The 16940-nt window shown below is 69.1% G+C and carries 17 protein-coding genes; 5 read left to right on the top strand and 12 right to left on the bottom strand.

Annotated elements, in window-relative coordinates:
* Window positions 1-33: 33 nt before the first annotated feature.
* A complete protein-coding gene (locus tag ACAM58_RS16340) occupies window positions 34-987 on the bottom strand; it encodes a histone deacetylase family protein (protein ID WP_012748473.1) in 954 nt (317 codons plus the stop codon).
* An 86-nt stretch (window positions 988-1073) separates the two neighbouring features.
* On the opposite strand from ACAM58_RS16340, the gene ACAM58_RS16345 reads away from it, so the two are divergent.
* Genes ACAM58_RS16345 through ACAM58_RS16365 form a run of 5 tightly spaced genes read left to right on the top strand, consistent with a single transcriptional unit; the run spans window position 1074 to window position 6834 of the window.
* Window positions 1074-1994 carry a MoxR family ATPase gene (locus ACAM58_RS16345; protein WP_012748474.1) on the top strand — a complete coding sequence of 307 codons (921 nt, stop codon included), beginning with the start codon at window positions 1074-1076 and terminating at the stop codon, window positions 1992-1994.
* A 25-nt stretch (window positions 1995-2019) separates the two neighbouring features.
* Entirely contained in the window at window positions 2020-2991 is a 972-nt protein-coding gene (locus tag ACAM58_RS16350; protein WP_012748475.1) for a DUF58 domain-containing protein, read from the top strand.
* A gap of 46 nt (window positions 2992-3037) precedes the next feature.
* Complete coding sequence (locus ACAM58_RS16355; RefSeq protein ID WP_012748476.1) at window positions 3038-5059, top strand: transglutaminaseTgpA domain-containing protein; 2022 nt, start codon at window positions 3038-3040, stop codon at window positions 5057-5059.
* A gap of 52 nt (window positions 5060-5111) precedes the next feature.
* Complete coding sequence (mltB, locus tag ACAM58_RS16360) at window positions 5112-6203, top strand: lytic murein transglycosylase B (RefSeq protein ID WP_012748477.1); 1092 nt, start codon at window positions 5112-5114, stop codon at window positions 6201-6203.
* A gap of 4 nt (window positions 6204-6207) precedes the next feature.
* Window positions 6208-6834, top strand: coding sequence for a hypothetical protein (locus ACAM58_RS16365; RefSeq protein ID WP_012748478.1), 627 nt, complete (start codon window positions 6208-6210; stop codon window positions 6832-6834).
* Between the two features lie 31 nt (window positions 6835-6865).
* On the opposite strand, the gene ACAM58_RS16370 is transcribed toward ACAM58_RS16365, so the two are convergent.
* From ACAM58_RS16370 to ACAM58_RS16420, 11 genes are all read right to left on the bottom strand, one after another.
* Window positions 6866-7369 (bottom strand): hypothetical protein, encoded by a 504-nt coding sequence (locus ACAM58_RS16370; RefSeq protein WP_012748479.1) that lies wholly within the window; start codon window positions 7367-7369, stop codon window positions 6866-6868.
* A complete protein-coding gene (locus tag ACAM58_RS16375; protein ID WP_012748480.1) occupies window positions 7366-8445 on the bottom strand; it encodes a beta-ketoacyl synthase N-terminal-like domain-containing protein in 1080 nt (359 codons plus the stop codon). Before ACAM58_RS16375 ends, ACAM58_RS16370 begins: the two co-directional genes overlap by 4 nt.
* Complete coding sequence (locus tag ACAM58_RS16380; protein ID WP_012748481.1) at window positions 8442-8720, bottom strand: acyl carrier protein; 279 nt, start codon at window positions 8718-8720, stop codon at window positions 8442-8444. Before ACAM58_RS16380 ends, ACAM58_RS16375 begins: the two co-directional genes overlap by 4 nt.
* On the bottom strand, window positions 8717-9874 hold the full coding sequence (locus ACAM58_RS16385) for an ABC transporter permease (RefSeq protein WP_012748482.1): 1158 nt from the start codon (window positions 9872-9874) through the stop codon (window positions 8717-8719). The genes ACAM58_RS16380 and ACAM58_RS16385 overlap by 4 nt, the downstream gene beginning before the upstream one ends.
* A 9-nt stretch (window positions 9875-9883) precedes the next feature.
* Window positions 9884-10792 carry an ABC transporter ATP-binding protein gene (locus ACAM58_RS16390; protein ID WP_012748483.1) on the bottom strand — a complete coding sequence of 303 codons (909 nt, stop codon included), beginning with the start codon at window positions 10790-10792 and terminating at the stop codon, window positions 9884-9886.
* Window positions 10793-11130: 338 nt separating this feature from the next.
* Complete coding sequence (locus ACAM58_RS16395; RefSeq protein WP_012748484.1) at window positions 11131-12111, bottom strand: BtrH N-terminal domain-containing protein; 981 nt, start codon at window positions 12109-12111, stop codon at window positions 11131-11133.
* Window positions 12108-12503: a hypothetical protein gene (locus ACAM58_RS16400; RefSeq protein ID WP_012748485.1), complete on the bottom strand. Its 396-nt coding sequence runs from the start codon at window positions 12501-12503 to the stop codon at window positions 12108-12110. The genes ACAM58_RS16395 and ACAM58_RS16400 overlap by 4 nt, the downstream gene beginning before the upstream one ends.
* A 2-nt stretch (window positions 12504-12505) precedes the next feature.
* A complete protein-coding gene (locus ACAM58_RS16405) occupies window positions 12506-13639 on the bottom strand; it encodes a beta-ketoacyl-ACP synthase III (RefSeq protein ID WP_012748486.1) in 1134 nt (377 codons plus the stop codon).
* Window positions 13629-14609 carry a dialkylrecorsinol condensing enzyme gene (locus tag ACAM58_RS16410; protein WP_150106791.1) on the bottom strand — a complete coding sequence of 327 codons (981 nt, stop codon included), beginning with the start codon at window positions 14607-14609 and terminating at the stop codon, window positions 13629-13631. The genes ACAM58_RS16405 and ACAM58_RS16410 overlap by 11 nt, the downstream gene beginning before the upstream one ends.
* Before the next feature lie 163 nt (window positions 14610-14772).
* Window positions 14773-16506 carry an ABC transporter substrate-binding protein gene (locus ACAM58_RS16415; RefSeq protein ID WP_012748488.1) on the bottom strand — a complete coding sequence of 578 codons (1734 nt, stop codon included), beginning with the start codon at window positions 16504-16506 and terminating at the stop codon, window positions 14773-14775.
* A gap of 114 nt (window positions 16507-16620) precedes the next feature.
* The gene (locus ACAM58_RS16420; RefSeq protein WP_012748489.1) at window positions 16621-16929 is read right to left on the bottom strand and encodes a DUF2160 domain-containing protein; all 309 of its coding nucleotides are present in this window, start codon (window positions 16927-16929) and stop codon (window positions 16621-16623) included.
* Window positions 16930-16940: the final 11 nt, after the last annotated feature.

Consider the following 16940-nt stretch of genomic DNA (forward strand, 5'->3'; position numbering starts at 1 on the left):
GAAAAACAGGGCGCGGTGTGTGCGCCGGCGGCTCTACAGATCGGCAAGGACGCGGATATGGGCTTCGACGCTGCGCGCGAGGGCGTCCAGGTTGTAGCCCCCTTCGAGCATCGAGACGATGCGGCCCTGCGCATGGCGCCGCGCGACGTCCCGCACGCGGCCGGTGATCCAGGCGAAGTCGTTCTCGGTGAGGCCGAGCTGGCCCAGGTCGTCCTCGCGGTGGGCGTCGAAGCCCGCGCTCACGAAGATCATCTCGGGCGCGAATTCCTCGAGCCGGGGCATCCAGGCGGCCTCGATCAGCTCGCGCACGTCCATGCCCCTGGTGTAGGCCGGGATCGGCAGGTTGAGCATGTTGGAGGCCGGGTGCTCGGTGCCGCTGTACGGATAGAACGGATGCTGGAAGAAGCCCACCATCAGCACGCGCGGATCGTTCGACAGGATGTTCTCGGTGCCGTTGCCATGGTGCACGTCGAAATCGACGATGGCCACGCGCTCCAGCCCGTGCACCTCGAGCGCATGCCGCGCCGCAATGGCCACGTTGTTGAGGAAGCAGAAGCCCATGGCCTGTTCGTAGCAGGCGTGGTGCCCGGGCGGGCGCACCGAGCAGAACGCGTTGTCGACCTCGCCCGCCATCACCGCGTCGGTGGCGGCAATGGCGGCGCCCGCGGCGCGGCGCGCGGCCAGCAGGGTGAAGCGGTTCAGAATGGTGTCGGGGTCGAGCTGCGCATGGCGGGGGCCGCCCGCCGGCTCGTCTGCCACCAGGCGCTGGTGCAGCGATTCGAGGTGTTCGAGATGCGCCTCGCTGTGTGCGCGGGTGATCTGGGCCAGGGTGGCCAGCGGCACGTCGCGGTGTTCGAGGGCATCGCCCACGCCGGTGAGCAGCAGCCTGTCCTCGATGGCGTCGAGCCGTTCGGGACATTCGGGGTGGCCCCGGCCCATGTCGTGCTTCCAGCAATCGCGATGTGTGAAGTAGCCGGTCTTGCCCATGTGTTTGCCGTGTCTCTGTCGTATCTAGACCTCACACGGCATGGGGCCGCGCAGTCTTACGGTATCGTTTGCATATGGATACAAATATGGACGTTGCTGCGAAGCTTGCCACTTTGCTGAGTCAGCTTAACACGGTGATCGTGGGCAAGGAGCCCCAGGTGCGCGACTGCGTGGCCTGCCTGCTCGCGGGCGGGCACCTGCTGATCGAGGATGTGCCGGGCGTCGGCAAGACCACCCTCGCCCATGCGCTGTCGCACACCTTCGGGCTGCAGTTTTCCCGCGTGCAGTTCACCGCCGACCTGATGCCGGGCGACCTTTCGGGCGTAGCGATCTACGACCGGGGCCAGCAGGCCTTCGTCTTCCACCCCGGGCCGATCTTCGCGCAGGTGCTGCTGGCGGACGAAATCAACCGCGCCAGCCCCAAGACGCAGAGCGCGCTGCTCGAGGCCATGGAAGAAAAGCAGGTCACCATCGAAGGCGAGACGCGGCCGCTGCCCACGCCCTTCTTCGTGATTGCCACGCAGAACCCGCAGGACCAGCTCGGCACCTTCGCCTTGCCCGAATCGCAGCTCGACCGCTTCCTCATGCGCATCTCGCTGGGCTACCCCGACCGCGCCGCCGAACGCGAGCTGCTCTCGGGCGCCGACCGCCGCGAAATGCTGGCCACCCTGCCCGCGCTCCTGACCGCGGGCGAGCTCACTGCGCTGCAGCAGCGCGTGCAGCAGGTGCATGCGGCCGAGCCGCTGCTGAACTACGTGCAGGACCTGATCGCGGCCACGCGCTCCGGCCGCTGGTTCCTGCAGGGCCTCTCGCCGCGCGCCGGCATTGCCGTGCTGCGCGCCGCCAAGGCGCAGGCACTGCTGGCCAACCGCAACTACGTTGCGCCCGACGACGTGCAGTCGATCCTGCCGCAGACCATTGCGCACCGCCTCACGCCGGTGGGCGACGCGGGCCGGGGCGCGGTGGAGCAGGTGCGCGCGATGATCGCGGACGTGCCGCTGCCGTGAAAACAAGCACGCCCGCCGGCCGCCGATGATCGCGTCGCTACGCTCGCGCATCGACGGCTGGTTCCTGTCGCGCCGGCCGCCTTCGGACACGCTCGAGCTCACGCAGCGCAACGTCTACATCGTGCCCACGCGCGCCGGCTGGACGCTGGGCGCCACGCTGCTGGTGCTGCTGATCGCGTCGATCAACTACCAGCTCAACCTCGGCTACCTGCTGACCTTCCTGCTCGCGGGCAGCGTGGCCGTGGGCATGCACGTGAGCCACGCCACGCTGCGCGGCCTGGCCATGCACATGATGGCGCCGGAGGCGCACTATGCGGGCGCCGCCGCGGTCTTTCGCGTGGTGCTGCACAACACGCGGCGCAGCGTGCGCTACGGCATCGGCATGGCCGTTCGCGGCAGCGGCCAGTGGGCCTGGACCGACGTCCCGGCCGAGGGCAGCGCCACCGTCGAGATCGCCTTCAAGCCCGAGCGGCGTGGGCTCCATCCAGTGCCCACGCTCACCGCCGAAACGCGCTTTCCGCTTGGCACCTTCCGCGTCTGGACGGTGTGGCGCCCGGCCGCGAAGATGCTGGTCTATCCCGCGCCCGAGGCGCATCCGCCGCCGCTGCCGCCGGGCGAGCCGCTGTCGGGCCCGGCCGCCACCTCGGCCGCGCTGCGCGCGCAGGCCGCCGGCGAATACGACGGCCTCCGTGCCTACCGGCGCGGCGATCCACTCAAGCTCGTGGTCTGGAAGAAGGCGGCCCGCGCGCAAGCCACCGGCTCGGAAGACCTGGTGAGCCGCGACACGCAGCAGACGCAGCGCGAAGAACTGTGGCTCGACGCCCAGGCCACCCAGCTGGCCGACACCGAAGCCCGGGTGTCGCGGCTGTGCGCCTGGGTGCTGATGGCGGACCGCGTGGGCGTGGACTACGGCATCCGCGTGGCCGCGCGCGTGGTGCAGCCCTCGCAGGGCGAAGCCCACCGAAGAGCCTGCCTGGAGGCGCTGGCGCTATGTTGAATCATCCGAACGCCGCTCGTTCTTCTCCAGGCCGGGAGCCGCGCACATGAACAAGTTCATGCGCGAGATCTCGGCGCTGCCACGGGACGCCCGGGACACGCTGTTCCTGCTTGCGGTGATTGCGCTCATCGTGCTGCCGCAGGCCGCGAACCTGCCCTGGTGGTGCACCGCCATCACGGCGATGGTGCTGGTGTGGCGCAGCACGCTCGCCGTGGAGGCCCGTCCGCTGCCGGGCAAGTGGGCGCGCGTGGGCCTGCTGGTGCTGGCGCTGGCCGCCACCTTCGCCACCCACCGCACCCTGCTGGGGCGCGACGCCGGGGTCACGCTGATCGTGATCCTGCTCGCGCTCAAGACGCTGGAGCTGCGCGCGCGCCGCGACGCCTTCGTCATCTTCTTCCTGGGCTTCTTCGCGATGCTCACGAACTTCTTCTACTCGCAGTCGCTGATGACCGCGGTCGCCATGCTGCTGGCGCTGCTGGGCCTGCTCACCGCGCTGGTCAATGCGCACATGCCGGTGGGCAAGCCGCCATTGATGCAGGCCGCGCGCACCGCCAGCTGGATGGCCCTGGCGGGCGCGCCGATCATGCTCGCGCTGTTCCTGCTGTTTCCGCGCTTTGCGCCGCTGTGGGGCACGCCCGCCGATGCGATGGCCGGGCGCACGGGCCTGTCGAACACCATGCGCGTGGGCACCATTGCCGAACTCGCGCTCGACGACAGCATTGCGGCGCGCATCAAGTTCGACGACAACCGCGCGCCGCCCCAGAGCCAGCTGTATTTCCGCGGTCCGGTGCTCGCGCAGTTCGACGGGCGCGAGTGGAGCGCGCTGCCGTCCTGGGCGCGCGGCGCGCCGCCATCGGGCAACCTGCGCACCAGCGGCCCGCCGGTGCGCTACGAGGTCACGCTCGAGCCCAACCACCGCCCCTGGCTGCTCACGCTCGATGCGGCGCCCACCGCACCGCAGGCGCCCGGCTATGAAGTCACGGGCACGCCCGACCTGCAATGGGTGGCGACCCGCCCCATCTCCGATCTCGTGCGCTACCGCGCCGAGAGCTACACGCAGTTCCACAGCGGCCCGCTGCGGCAGACGGCCGCGCTGCGGGCCTACCTCGCGCTGCCGCCCGGATCGAACCCGCGCACCGCCGCGCTCGCCGCGGAAATGCGCGCCCAGCCCGCGCTGGCCAGCGGCGGCACCCAGGCCTTCATCCGCGCCGCACTGCAGCGGCTGCGCACCGGCGGCTACAGCTACACGCTGGAGCCCGGCGTCTACGGCAACGACACGGCCGACGAGTTCTGGTTCGACCGCAAGGAAGGCTTCTGCGAGCACATCGCCTCGGCCTTCGTGGTGCTGATGCGCGGCGCGGGCATTCCAGCACGCATCGTGACCGGCTACCAGGGCGGCGAACTCAATGGCGTCGACAACTACTGGATCCTGCGCCAGAGCGATGCGCACGCCTGGGCCGAGGTCTGGGAGGACGGCACCGGCTGGGTTCGCGTCGACCCCACGGGCGCGGTGTCGCCGGGCCGGGTCGGCCAGCTGCAGCGGCTGGTGCCGCAGCCGGGCCTGTTCGCCGGCGCCATCGGCGCGATGAGCCCCACGCTGGCGCAGAACCTGCGCGCCGCCTGGGAAGCGGTGAACAACGGCTGGAACCAGTGGGTGCTCAACTACACGCAAAGCCGCCAGCTCAACCTGCTCAAGAGCATCGGCTTCAACGCGCCGAGCCTCGAGGACCTGGCCTACGTGCTGCTCTATCTGCTGGTGGGCGCAAGCCTTGCCGGCGCGGCATGGACCCTGTGGGAGCGCAGCCAGCACGACCCGTGGCTGCGCCTGCTCGGCCAGGCACGCGCGCACCTCGCCAAGGCCGGGCTCCAGTTGCCCGACACCGCGCCGCCGCGCCAGATGGCCGCCCAGGCCGAGGCGCGCTTCGGCCCGGCGGCACAGGCCGTGCGCGAATGGCTGCTGAAGCTCGAAGCCCAGCGCTACGCCCCGGCCTCGCCGGCTTCGCTCGCGGCGCTCCGGGCCGAGTTCCGGCGCCTGGACTGGCCGGCCGTGCCCACCGCGCGGCGCTGAGGCCGCACGCGTCCCGCCGAGGCGGGCTCGCGCGGACGGCACAATCGGCGCCATGCGATTTTTTCTTCCCGCGCCGCGCCGCGCCGCCGCCGTCGCCCTCCTCGCCGCCTGCTGCGCAGGGTCCATCGGGGCGCAGGCCCAGAAAGCTCCCAGCGCCCGCAGCGTGAAAACCGTGGCCGGCAGCACGCCCTACGCCACGCGCGACGACGCCATGCGCTTTGCCGACGAGGTGGCCGAGCGCCGCGGCCTCGACCGCGAATGGGTGCGCGCCACCATCGGCAGCGCGCGCTTTTTGCCCAACGTGCCGCGCCTGATGCTGCCCGGCCCGGCCGGCACGGTGAAGAACTGGCAGGCCTACCGCAGCCGCTTCATCGATGCGACGCGCATTGCCGCTGGCGTGCGCTTCTGGCGCAACAACGCCGGCACGCTCGCGCGCGCGGAGGCGATGTATGGCGTGCCGGCCGAAATCATCGTGGGCATCGTCGGCGTGGAGACCATCTACGGCCGCAACATGGGCAGCTTCCGCGTGATCGATGCACTGGCCACGCTGTCGTTCGACTTTCCGCAGGCCCATCCGCGCGCGGCCGAGCGCGAGGCCTTCTTCCGCGGCGAGCTCGAGAGCTTTCTGAGCACCGAAAGCCGCACCGCCGACAACCCCCTGCTGCCCGTGGGCAGCTATGCGGGCGCCATGGGCATGCCGCAGTTCATGCCCAGCAGCATCGCCAAGTACGCGGTCGACTTCGACGGCGACGGCCGCATCGACCTCGTCGACAACCCCGCCGACGTGATCGGCTCGGTGGCCAACTACTTCAAGGCCTTCGGCTGGACGCCCGGCATGCCCGCGACCTACCCGGTGCACTTCGAGGAGGCCCGCCTCAAGAAGGCGCTGCTGCTGGCGCCCGACATCCTGCCGAGCTTCAGCACCGACAGCTTCGTGGCGGCCGGAGCCGTTCCCGAAGGCGAGGGCCTGCGCCACAAGGGCCTGCTCGCGCTGATCGAACTGCAGAACGGCGCCGACGCAGAGCCGACCTACGTGGCCGGCACGCGCAACTTCTACGTGATCACGCGCTACAACTGGAGCAGCTACTACGCGATGTCGGTGCTCGACCTCGGCCGGGAGGTCAAGGCCGCCATGGAGCCATAGCCCGATGGCGCCCGAGGCACTGCGGAACCACTGGAACGCTGCCTGGCGCGCGCTGGGCGTGGCCGCTGCCGACGAGGCGCTCGGCATCGAGCTGCAGCGCCGCTACGGCGAGCCGCAGCGCCGCTACCACACGCTGCAGCACCTCGGCGAATGCCTGGCCTGGTTCGAGCGCGAGAAGGAAGCGGCCGAGCACCCCGGTGAAGTGGCGCTCGCGCTGTGGTTCCACGACGCGGTCTACGACGTGCATGCGCACGACAACGAGGCACGCAGCGCCGATTGGGCGCGCAGCGCCATCGTCTCGGCCGGTGCTCCGGCCGAGGCCGCAGAACGCGTGCATGCGCTCGTGATGGCCACGCGCCACGATGCCGTGCCCGAAGGCCGCGACGCCGAACTGCTGGTCGACATCGACCTGTCGATCCTCGGCGCGGATCCTGCACGCTTCGACGAATACGAACGGCAGGTGCATGCCGAATATGCCTTCGTGCCCGACGAGGTACGCCGGCCGCGCCGCCGCGCGATCCTTCAGCGCTTTCTCGCGCGCGAGGCGATCTACGCCACGCCGCGAATGCATGCGCTGCTGGAGGCAAGGGCTCGCGCCAACCTGGCACGGTCGATCGCGGCGCTGGCCTGATCGCCCGGTTCCGGAGCGGCTTTGCGGTGCTTCAGGCCGGCACCAGCCGCCACCATTCGGAGCGCGGCTTCTCGCCATTGCGCTCCTCTTCCACCACACCGACCAGCAAGCCGGCGCTTGCGGCGCCGAGCTTCGAGAGCTGCAGCAGCTGCTGCGGATCGCGGCACAGCGCAAAGCTCGCGTCGCCCTGCCATTCGAGGCAGCGGCCGACCTCCGCCAGCATCAGCGCGGGCTGGCCCTGCATGAAGGTGAACGGCATCAGCATGCCGGCGTCGAGTTGCGCCAGGCCCGCATGCGTCGCGCCCCAGGCGCCGCGCAGGCTCGATACGCGCAGGCGGGCACCCGCAGGCAAGGCTGCCTCGCCCGCGGCGTCGAGGCAGCGCCGCGCCCCGAACATCGCAAGCTCGGTCCAGAGCCCGACGCGCCGCGGCCGCCGGCCGAGCCGGTGCGCGAGCTGGTCGCGCCAGTCCGCAGGCAGCGGATCGGCCGAGAAGTGCGCGACGGTGCGCCATGCGGGGGCGGAACCGGCGTTCATCGGCCATCCTCCAGCACCAGCGAGGCGTGCCCGCCGCCGAACCCGACCACGTTGAAGAGGATGTTGCGCAGCCCGGAAGGCGCCCGCGTGCTCAAGGCGATGCCGAGTTCATCGTCGATGGCATAACCAGCGGACGGCCACACGCCACTCTCGATGCAGGCGACAAGCAAGGCCAGCTCGGCGGCACCCGAGGCGCCCAGCGTGTGGCCGATCGCCGACTTGAACGACACCAGCGGCGGCAGCGGATCGAAGACCTCTTTCAAGGCCAGCGCCTCGATCGCATCGTTGGCCGGGCTGCCCGCGGCCTGCACCTTGACCAGGCCGATGTCCTGCGGCCGCAGCCCGCTCTGCGCCAACGCTTGATGGCACATCGCAAGCACCGCGCTGGCCTCGGTGCCCGAGGGATTGCGCCCATCGACCACGTTGGCCCCGCCCGCAATGCGCCAGCGCGCCGCGCGCGAACCGAGCCGCAATGCGGCCACCGCCTCGCCGAGCACCAGCCCGTTGCGCCCGGCGCCGAAAGGCCGCGCGCCATCCGGCGAGAGCAGCTGCATCGCGCCGAAGCCGGCCACCGTGAAGCGGTTGCCGAGCTCGGCGCCGATCACCAGCGCCTCGTCGGCCTGGCCGCCTCGGATCAGGTCGCAAGCCGCGAGCACCGCATTGAGCGCCGAGGTGCAGGCCGTGGAGATGGTGAAGACCGGCCCCTGCCAGTCGAGCGCAGCGGCCACGAGGCCCGCAAAGTCCTGCAGGTCGCCGCCGAGCCGCAGGTCCTGCACCGTGTGCTCCATGCCACCGATGTCCAGCGAGGACGATGCGACGAAGAGCGGCCCGGACCGCGCTGCCGCTGTTCCTTCGCACGCCTGTGCGGCCACGCCGCGCACGACGCGCGCGAGCCGCTGCCGCCAGTCGCCTTCCTGCGGCGGCAGCATGTGGACCGGCCACTGCACGCCTTCCGAAACCGCGACCGGTACAGGCGGAACGCCGCCGCGTGCCAGGGCCTCCACGGCGGTCGGAAGATCGTTGCCCAGCGTGCAGGCCAGGCCCATGCCGGCAAGGTACACGCTCCTGACGCTCATGCCTTGCCCGCTTGCACCAGGTGGTCGGCCAGATGGACGACGGACGTGAGCGCACGGCGCGTTTCCTTGCTGTCGGGCATGCGCACGCCGAAGCGCTGCTGGATCGTCATGGACACCTGCAGCGCGTCGAGCGAATCGAGGTCGAGCCGGGCCTCGGGCCCGAACAGCGGCTCGTCGTCGCCAAGGCCGCCCGGCGGCGCGTCCTTTTCGACGGCCTCGAGCACCATGGCCTTCAGGCTGGCGATGAATTCAGCGGAATGGAAATGGGTGGTCACGATGCGCGCCTGCGAAACAGAAAGACGGCAAGAAGGAACATGGCCGCCGCAAACACCACGAGCCGGCCGACCTGCGGCAGCGTCTCGGCCACGCCGCCGCCGCGCAGCAGCACGGTGAGCAGCGCCTCCAGCCCCCAGTTCATCGGCGAGATCTCGACCAGCCGCTGCATGAAGCCCGGCATCACGAACTTGGGCACCATGATGCCGCCCGCCGCCGCCATCAGCACGTTGACCATCGGCCCGATGGTGGCGGCCTGCGCATGGCTGCGCACCGCGCAGGCCAGTGCCAGCGACAGGCTCACCGCGGCCAGGCTCACGGCCGCCAGCGCCAGCACCAGCGCGCCCCAATGGATGCCCGCGAGCGAAAGCGCGTCGCCGCCGATCAGCGGCATCAGCCAGATGCCGGCGGCCAGCATCAGCACGGCCTGCAGCGCATTGACGCCCAGGTAGGGCAGCGCCTTCGACATCAGCAGCATGACGCGCGACACGCCCAGGCTGCGCAGCCGGCCTAGCGCACCCGAGCTGCGTTCCTGCACGAACAGGCTGGAGAGCGAAGCGACCACGAAGAACATGCCGAACACCAGCCACGCGGGCACGTTCTGCTGCACCGAAGTGGGCCGCGGGCCGGCGGTGGCAAAGCGCTCGGCGTTCACCAGCGCCTGGATCGAGGCACCCGGCGGCGGGCCCGAGGTGCCGGGCACCGCGAGCGCCAGGCGCGCCTTCAGTTCGCCGGACGCGCCGACGAGCTCGGCCCGCAGTGCGTTGAACAGGTTGGCGTCGATGCCCGGCTCCGTCAGAAGCCGGATGTGGGCCTGGGTCGACAGCGCGGCCGATTCGAGTTCCGCCGACAGGCCGGGCTCCAGCACGATCACGTACTTGAGCGCGCCGCTTCGCAGCTGCGCCTGCCAGTCGGCATCGAGCGCCCTGGGCGCGCCGTGGCTGCGCTGCCAGATCTGCTGCAGCCATTGCGCGGGTGTCTCGGTGTCGCGCCGGTCGACCGCATAGCTCAGCTCCGCGAGCGGCGGGCGGTAGATGTCCTTCAGCGTGAGCGACATCAGCACGATGAAGACCATCGGCATCAGGAACAGCGCCGCCAGCCCGTGCATGTCGCGCACGAGTGCGAGCAGTTCCTTCTTGATGAGCGCGAGGAGCATGGTGCTTCTTCAGTCGCGCAGCGAGCGATGGGTGAGCGCCATGAAGAGCTGCTCGAGATCGTGGCGGCCGAACTCGGCGTGGCGTACTTCGATGCCTTCGGCCTCCAGCGCCTGCAGCACGGGGCCGGGCCCGGTGCCTTCGCGCAGGTGAATGCGCCAGTGCACGCCGCCCTGCTCCACCGTGCCGAAGCGCGAGAGCTTCTGCGCGTCGAGCCCGTCGGCGGCCAGCGTGAGCAGCATGGCGCTCTTGGACAGCAGTTGCTCGAGCGAGCCTTCGCGCAGTACGCGGCCATGGTCGAGGATGGCCACGCGATCGGCAATGGCCTCGATCTCTTCCATGTAGTGCGAGGCATAGATCACCGCCGCGCCCTGCTGCGCCAGGCTCTTGATGGCATCGAGGATGAAGGCGCGCGACTGCGGATCGACGCCCACCGTGGGCTCGTCGAACAGCATCAGCTCGGGCTCGGGCAGCAACGCGATGGCCAGGTTGAGGCGGCGCTTGAGGCCGCCCGAGAGACGTTCGGCGCGCACGCCGGCAAACTGTTCGAGCTGCGCAAAGTGCGTGCAGGCCTCGATGCGCGCCTTCTTGCGCGCACCGGCCAGGCCGCCCGCCGCGGCAAAGCATGCGAGGTTCTCGGCCACGGTGAGCATCGGATAGAAGGCCTGGTCCTGCGGCGCCACCGCGATGCGCGTGGGTGCCTTGGCGCGCACCTGCTGCAGCGGCTGGCCGTCGATGAGGATCTCGCCCCACTGCACGGCGAGCGCGCCCGACAGATGCGAGATCAGCGTGGTCTTGCCCGCGCCGTTGGGGCCGAGCAGGCCCATGACACAGCCCCGGGGCACCGCAAGCGAGACGTCGGTCAGCGCGGCCGCGTCGGCGTGCGGATAGCGGTGGCCTAGGTTCTTCAGTTCCAGCATCGGGCTGTGTCTTGTTCGGGAGGCTGCTGTTCGGGGTGCGCTCCCGCCGACGGGGTACCTTGCTCCGCGAATGTCCTCCGGCCTTCGGCCTCCCCCTTGATTTCGCTGCGCAAGGCACCCCATCGACGAGAGCGTTGGACAGAGCGGTGGTTGATCAGCGATACACACAGAGCGTGCCCTGGTGCACAGGGCATCGGGTGCTCCCCGCAGCGAAATAAAGGAGGAGCCGAAGGCGGGGGACATTCGCGGAGGGGAGTACCCGGTGGCCTGTGCACCCGCCCTGAACAGCAGCGCCCCGAATGCCCTCCAACGCGACTCATGGAAGAACAAGCTCCCATTCAGGCAACAGCGGCCCTGAGGTCGCGAAAGAAGGTTTCTTCCTGCTGCGCCTGCTCGCGCAGCTTGCCGGCCAGCGCCGCGGGATCGACCGGCTCGCGGCCCTTCACCATGCGCGCGGCCTTGAGTGCAAACGCACGCCAATCGTCGCCGATGGAGATCAGCCGCTCGGACATCTGCTGCAGCTGCGGCTTGTCGAGCAGCTGCGCCGCCTCCTGCAGGAAGCCCGCGTAGATGAAGCGGAAGCCCGCCCCGCCCGTGCCGATTTCTTCCTGCATGCGCACCACGTGGCCGATGAAGTCGACGCTGCGTGGATCGCCCGGCGACAGCTTCTGCATGCGGCTGGCCAGCGTGCGCATGCCGCGCACGCCGACGATCGGAACCGGCGCGAGCATGGTGCGCACCGTCTTGCGGATCGCCTTGGTCACCGACGCCGCATCGACCGTCTTGCGCTCGATGGCCTGCGGGTAGTACATGAGGCCCTTGGGCGCGAGCACGCCCTTGGCGAAGCGCGCTCGCGAAAGATCGGCGCTGGCGCAGCGCACCGGCTCCTCGAACACCGGGTCGCTGATCAGGTAGTCGTCGCCGTCCTTGCCGTACACCAGCAGGTTGTGCGCGTTGAAGTGGAAGCGCATGTTGGGCGGAAAGTACGGCAGCCAGTAGACCGAGGTCTGCAGCCCCACGATCTGCCCGCCCGCGAGCAGCGCATCGAGGCGCTGCGCGCCGGCCTCGGCGCTGCGGAAGGTCTCGAAGCGAAAGCGCGCGGCCATCGGTGCCAGCAGGCCCTTGATGATGGCCTTGGGCGGCATGCGGTACGAGATGAGCGGCAGGCCCGAGAGCTTGATGAACGGCAGGTAGGCGAAGGACAGCGCCGACGACAGGCCGAGCGCCATGCTCTCCGTCATGGGCACGCCGTGGTGGCGCATGAGGTTCGAGATGACGCCGCTTTCGCAATGCGCCGCTTGCTGGTGTTCGAATTTCACGGCAGGCCCTGCAAGGTGGAAACGGGAAGCCCCAGCGCCTCCGAATAGCGCGCCAGGTGTTTCTGGGGCAGCGCCGCGAAGTGCTTTGGCTTCAGGTGGCGCCGCACGCGCCATTGCCAGAAGCCGCTGGTCTGCGAGAGCAGCGCCACGTCCATGCGGCGCTCGTACATCCAGTATTCGAGCGGCGACGCAAGCCCGCGGGCCACGCGCTCCTTCGCTTCGCGGGCCTGCTCGACCAGCACGTCGACCGCATGGCTGGTGACGATTTCCTCCGCCTCCCAGCCGCGCGAGCGGGTGGTGACCACGCGGCCCTGCGCGTCGCGCGCATACATGAGCTTGGCGTGGCCGTCGAGCGTGGCGTTGCCTTCTTGCGGAACAGCGTCGAGGTCCATGGCTAGATGGCTTCCAGGTAGATGAAGCCGCTCGAGAAGCGGCCGCTTTCGGGCACGAACATCAGCAGCTTGTGGCCGGGCTTGATGCGGCCCGAGCGGAACAGTTCGTCGAGCATGATGTAGGGCGACGCCGACCCGGTGTTGCCCTTGGTCGCAAGATTGCTGAACCAGCGCTCGCGCGGAATGGCAAAACCCATCTGTTCGAGGCAGCGGCTCACGGGTTCGACGAAATAGCCGGACGACAGGTGCGGCAGGAACCAGTCGACGTCCGCTGCCTTCAGGCCGCGCTTCTCCACGATGGCCGCGAGCGGCTCGCCCAGCGTGGCGCGCACGATGTTCTCGTTGAGCAGGCGCACGTCCTGCTTGACGGCAAAGGTCGATTCGCGCCGCCAGTCTTCGGGATCGGTGCGCGCCCAGCCGTCGAGCCCGCCCTCGGCATTCTTGTCGGCGCCCGCATACATGCACACCGGCAGTTCGTGCGCGGCCGAAGACAGGTCGATCCATTCCACGCGCAGCGACAGCGGGCCGCGCGGCTCGCGCTCGAGCAGCACGGCGCCGGCGCCGTCGGAAAGCATCCAGCGCAGGAAGTCCTTTTCGAAGGCGAGTTCGGGCCGCTCTTCGAGCGCCTGGAGCTTGTGTTCGAGTTCGGCTTCGAACCTGGAGCCGCGCATCACGGCCGAGGCCAGTTCCGACCCGGTGGCCACCGCGCGCCGCGCATCGCCCGAGCGCACCGAGAGCCAGGCGTGCTTGAGTGCCGTGGTGCCCGCCAGGCAGATGCCCGCGCAAGCCACCACTTCGAGCCGCGGCCACCCGAGCTCGCCGTGCACCATCACCGCGTGGTTGGGCATGAGCTGGTCGGGCAGCGAGGTGCCGGTGGCGAGGCAATCCACCGGGCCGATGTCGCCGAGCGCCCGGATGGCCTCGGCCGTGAGCTGCGCATTGCTCATGGCGAGCCGGCCGGTGGCCCGGTCGATCGCGTAGTGGCGCGACTGGATGCCGTTGCTGCGAAGGATCAGCCGCCGCGCGCGCGAGGCCTTGCCGCCGATCCGGCCGAGCACGTCTTCGATGTCTTCGTTGCTGACCGGGGAAAAGGGCAGGAAGGCGGCGGTGCGGGTCAGGAAGACTTCAGTCGTCATAAAGGGGAGAACGGTCCGTGGCCGAGCCCGAAGGGCGTTCGAAGCGCGCCGTCATTTTAGTCAGCCACCCCTTGAACAACGGCCGCAGCAGCGCCTGCAGGCTCAAGCTCACCGGCACGACCGTGACAATGAGCACGAGCAGGAACACCACGTAGAGCAGCAGCAGCGGCTTGCGCTGCCAGGCGCCGGGCCGGCCCGCCGCCATGATCAGCTTGCCCCAGAGGAAAAAGCTGCGCGTGCCGGCCTTTTCGCTCACGAGAAGCCGCGCATCGGCCTGCACCGCGCCCAGGCCCGCGAGCAGCGGCTGCGATCCGCGCTCCCGGTCGCCGTGCAGCGCCTCGCGCAGCGCCCGGCCGAAACGGCCCGCGCCCTGGATCTGCGCATCGCTCAGCCCCGCGTCGGGCATGCCCCAGAAACCGCGCTTGCGTCCCCAGATCAGCCAGGCCGGCGTGGTGAAGAAGGTGGCGAGCGTCGGGCCGGGATCGGTGAGCACCACGTTGTCGATCAGGCGCGCGCCCACCGCGTCGAGCAGGCCCTTGAGCTTCTCGTGGGCCAGCAGCCACATGTTGCGGCAGGCAATGACCGTGACCACCGGCTTGCCCGCGAGCAGGCGCCGGGCCAGCGGATGCTTGAGAAAGGCGACGACCGGCTGCGACGGCGCCAGGAACCACACCTGGTAGGGCAGGATGACCAGGTCGAAATCCTCGTCACCCGTGAGCGAGAGCGGCGCCAGCGGCGGCGGCTTCATGTGGGCCGACTCCGGGAACGCGTCGAAGAAGGCCAGGAAGGGCCAGGGGAACGGGAAATCCGCCAGCGGACGCAGGGTTTCGACATGCACGGAAATCCCCGGATCGGCCCTGAGCGGCGCGACGATCTGCTCGGCGACGCTGCCGAGCTGGCCGGTCTGCGAATAGTGGATCATCAGGACACGCTTGATGCGCGCGGCGGGGCTGGAAATGCTTGAGTTCACGTGCTGGGGCAAGGCGAGGGCCGTCGAATGTAAGCCAACCGTAGCACTGGCGCATCTGCCATTGGTCATGCCGTCGCGTCGGCCCCACGAATGAGCGAAAAAAAGGCCGCACCCTTCGGCGCGGCCCTTCGTGGAACGCTGCTGTCTGCGGGAAAGCAGCCGCTCAGCGCACCTTGCCTTCCTTCCAGGCCGTCAGCAGCTTGTTGTAGTCGATGGTCTCGCCCTTGGGCTTCTCGTTGGCCAGCTTCTTCCAGGGCGCGTGGTCGTCGCTCAGGTACTTGGCCGGGTCGCCCTTCGGGTTGAGCTTGGGCGCGCACTTGGCCATGCCGGCGCGCTCGAGGCGGGCCATCACGTTGTCCATCTCGTCGGCCAGGTTGTCCATGGCCTTCTGCGGGGTCTTCTCGCCCGTGACGGCCTCGGCCACGTTCTTCCACCAGAGCTGCGCGAGCTTCGGGTAGTCGGGCACGTTGGTGCCGGTGGGCGTCCAGGCCACGCGCGCCGGGCTGCGGTAGAACTCGATCAGGCCGCCGTACTTGTTGGCGTTCTGGGTGAAGAAGTCCGAACGGATGTCGCTGTCGCGGATGAAGGTCAGGCCGGTGATCGACTTCTTCAGCGACGTGGTCTTGGCGGTGATGAACTGCGCGTAGAGCCAGGCCGCCGCCGTCTTGTTGGCGTCATGGCCCTTGAAGAAGGTCCACGAGCCCACGTCCTGGTAGCCGTTCTGCATGCCCTGCTTCCAGTACGGGCCGTTCGGGCCGGGGGCCATGCGCCACTTGGGCGAGCCGTCTTCGTTCACGACCGGCAGGCCCTTCTTGGTCATGTCGGCCGTGAAGGCCGTGTACCAGAAGATCTGCTGGGCGATCTGGCCCTGCGCCGGCACCGGGCCCGATTCGCCGAAGGTCATGCCCATGGCTTCCTTGGGCGCGTACTTCTTCATCCAGTCGATGTACTTGGTGAGCGCGTACACGGCAGCTGGCGAGTTGGTGGCGCCGCCGCGCGAGACGGCCGCGCCCGTGGGCGTGCACTTGTCCGCGGCCACGCGGATGCCCCATTCGTCGATCGGCATGCCGTTGGGAATGCCCTTGTCGGCGGCGCCCGCCATCGAGAGCCACGCATCGGTGAAGCGCCAGCCCAGCGACGGGTCCTTCTTGCCGTAGTCCATGTGGCCGTAGATCGGCTTGCCGTCGATGTTCTTCACGTCGACGCTGAAGAACTCGGCGATGTCCTCGTAGGCGCTCCAGTTGAGCGGCACGCCCAGGTCGTAGCCGTACTTGGCCTTGAACTTGTCCTGCAGGTCCTTGCGCGCGAACAGGTCGGCGCGGAACCAGTAGAGGTTGGCGAACTGCTGGTCTGGCAGCTGGTAGAGCTGGCCGTCGGGCGCGGTGGTGAAGCTGGTGCCGATGAAGTCCTTCAGGTCGAGGCCGGGGTTGGTGTACTCCTTGCCCGCACCGCCCATGTACTCGGTCAGCGACATGATCTTGCCGTAGCGGTAGTGCGTGCCGATCAGGTCGGAGTCGGACACCCAGCCGTCGTAGATCGACTTGCCCGACTGCATGGAGGTCTGCAGCTTCTCGACCACGTCGCCTTCCTGGATCAGGTCGTGCTTGACCTTGATGCCGGTGATTTCCTCGAAGGCCTTGGCCAGCGTCTTCGATTCGTACTCGTGGGTGGTCAGCGTTTCGGAGACGACGGACACCTCTTTCACGCCCTTGGCCTGAAGCTTCTTGGCGGCTTCGATGAACCATTTCATTTCTTCCATCTGCTTGTCCTTGGACAAGGTCGATGGCTGGAATTCGCTGTCGATCCATTTCTTGGCTTCGGCCTCGCCCGCCGATGCCGCACCGTGCGCGGCGAACATCGCCGCTGCCAGTGCCAATGCCGTGTAGCGCATCTTCATGAAAATTGTCTCCTCGGTTGGTGCTTCCCCGGTGTTGTGTCCGATCACGGCTCCGGGGAGGCGGAGAGCCGGAACGCTGTGTGGAAAAAAACGAAGCAGGCTGTCTTCGGCCGCTCAGCCCTTGCGCATCACCAGCGCGAGCAGCCCCATCGACAGCACGAAGCTGATCCAGATCGAGGGCTCGGCTTCCAGGCTCATCCATTCCTGGAACTTGCCGGCCAGGCCGATGAAGACCAGGTTCACATAGGCCGCGGCCAGCAGCCCGATGAAGAGCCGGTCGCCGCGCGTGGTGGCAATCGGCAGCCAGCCGCGCCGCATGGTGGTGGGCGACTTGAACTCCCACACCGTCATGCCGACCAGCATGAGCGCGATGCAGATGAAGAAAACGGCCACCGGGGTGGTCCAGACCATCCAATCGAACATGTTTCCGCCCT

The organism is Variovorax sp. V116 (assembly GCF_041154435.1).
Lineage (GTDB): Bacteria > Pseudomonadota > Gammaproteobacteria > Burkholderiales > Burkholderiaceae_C > Variovorax > Variovorax paradoxus.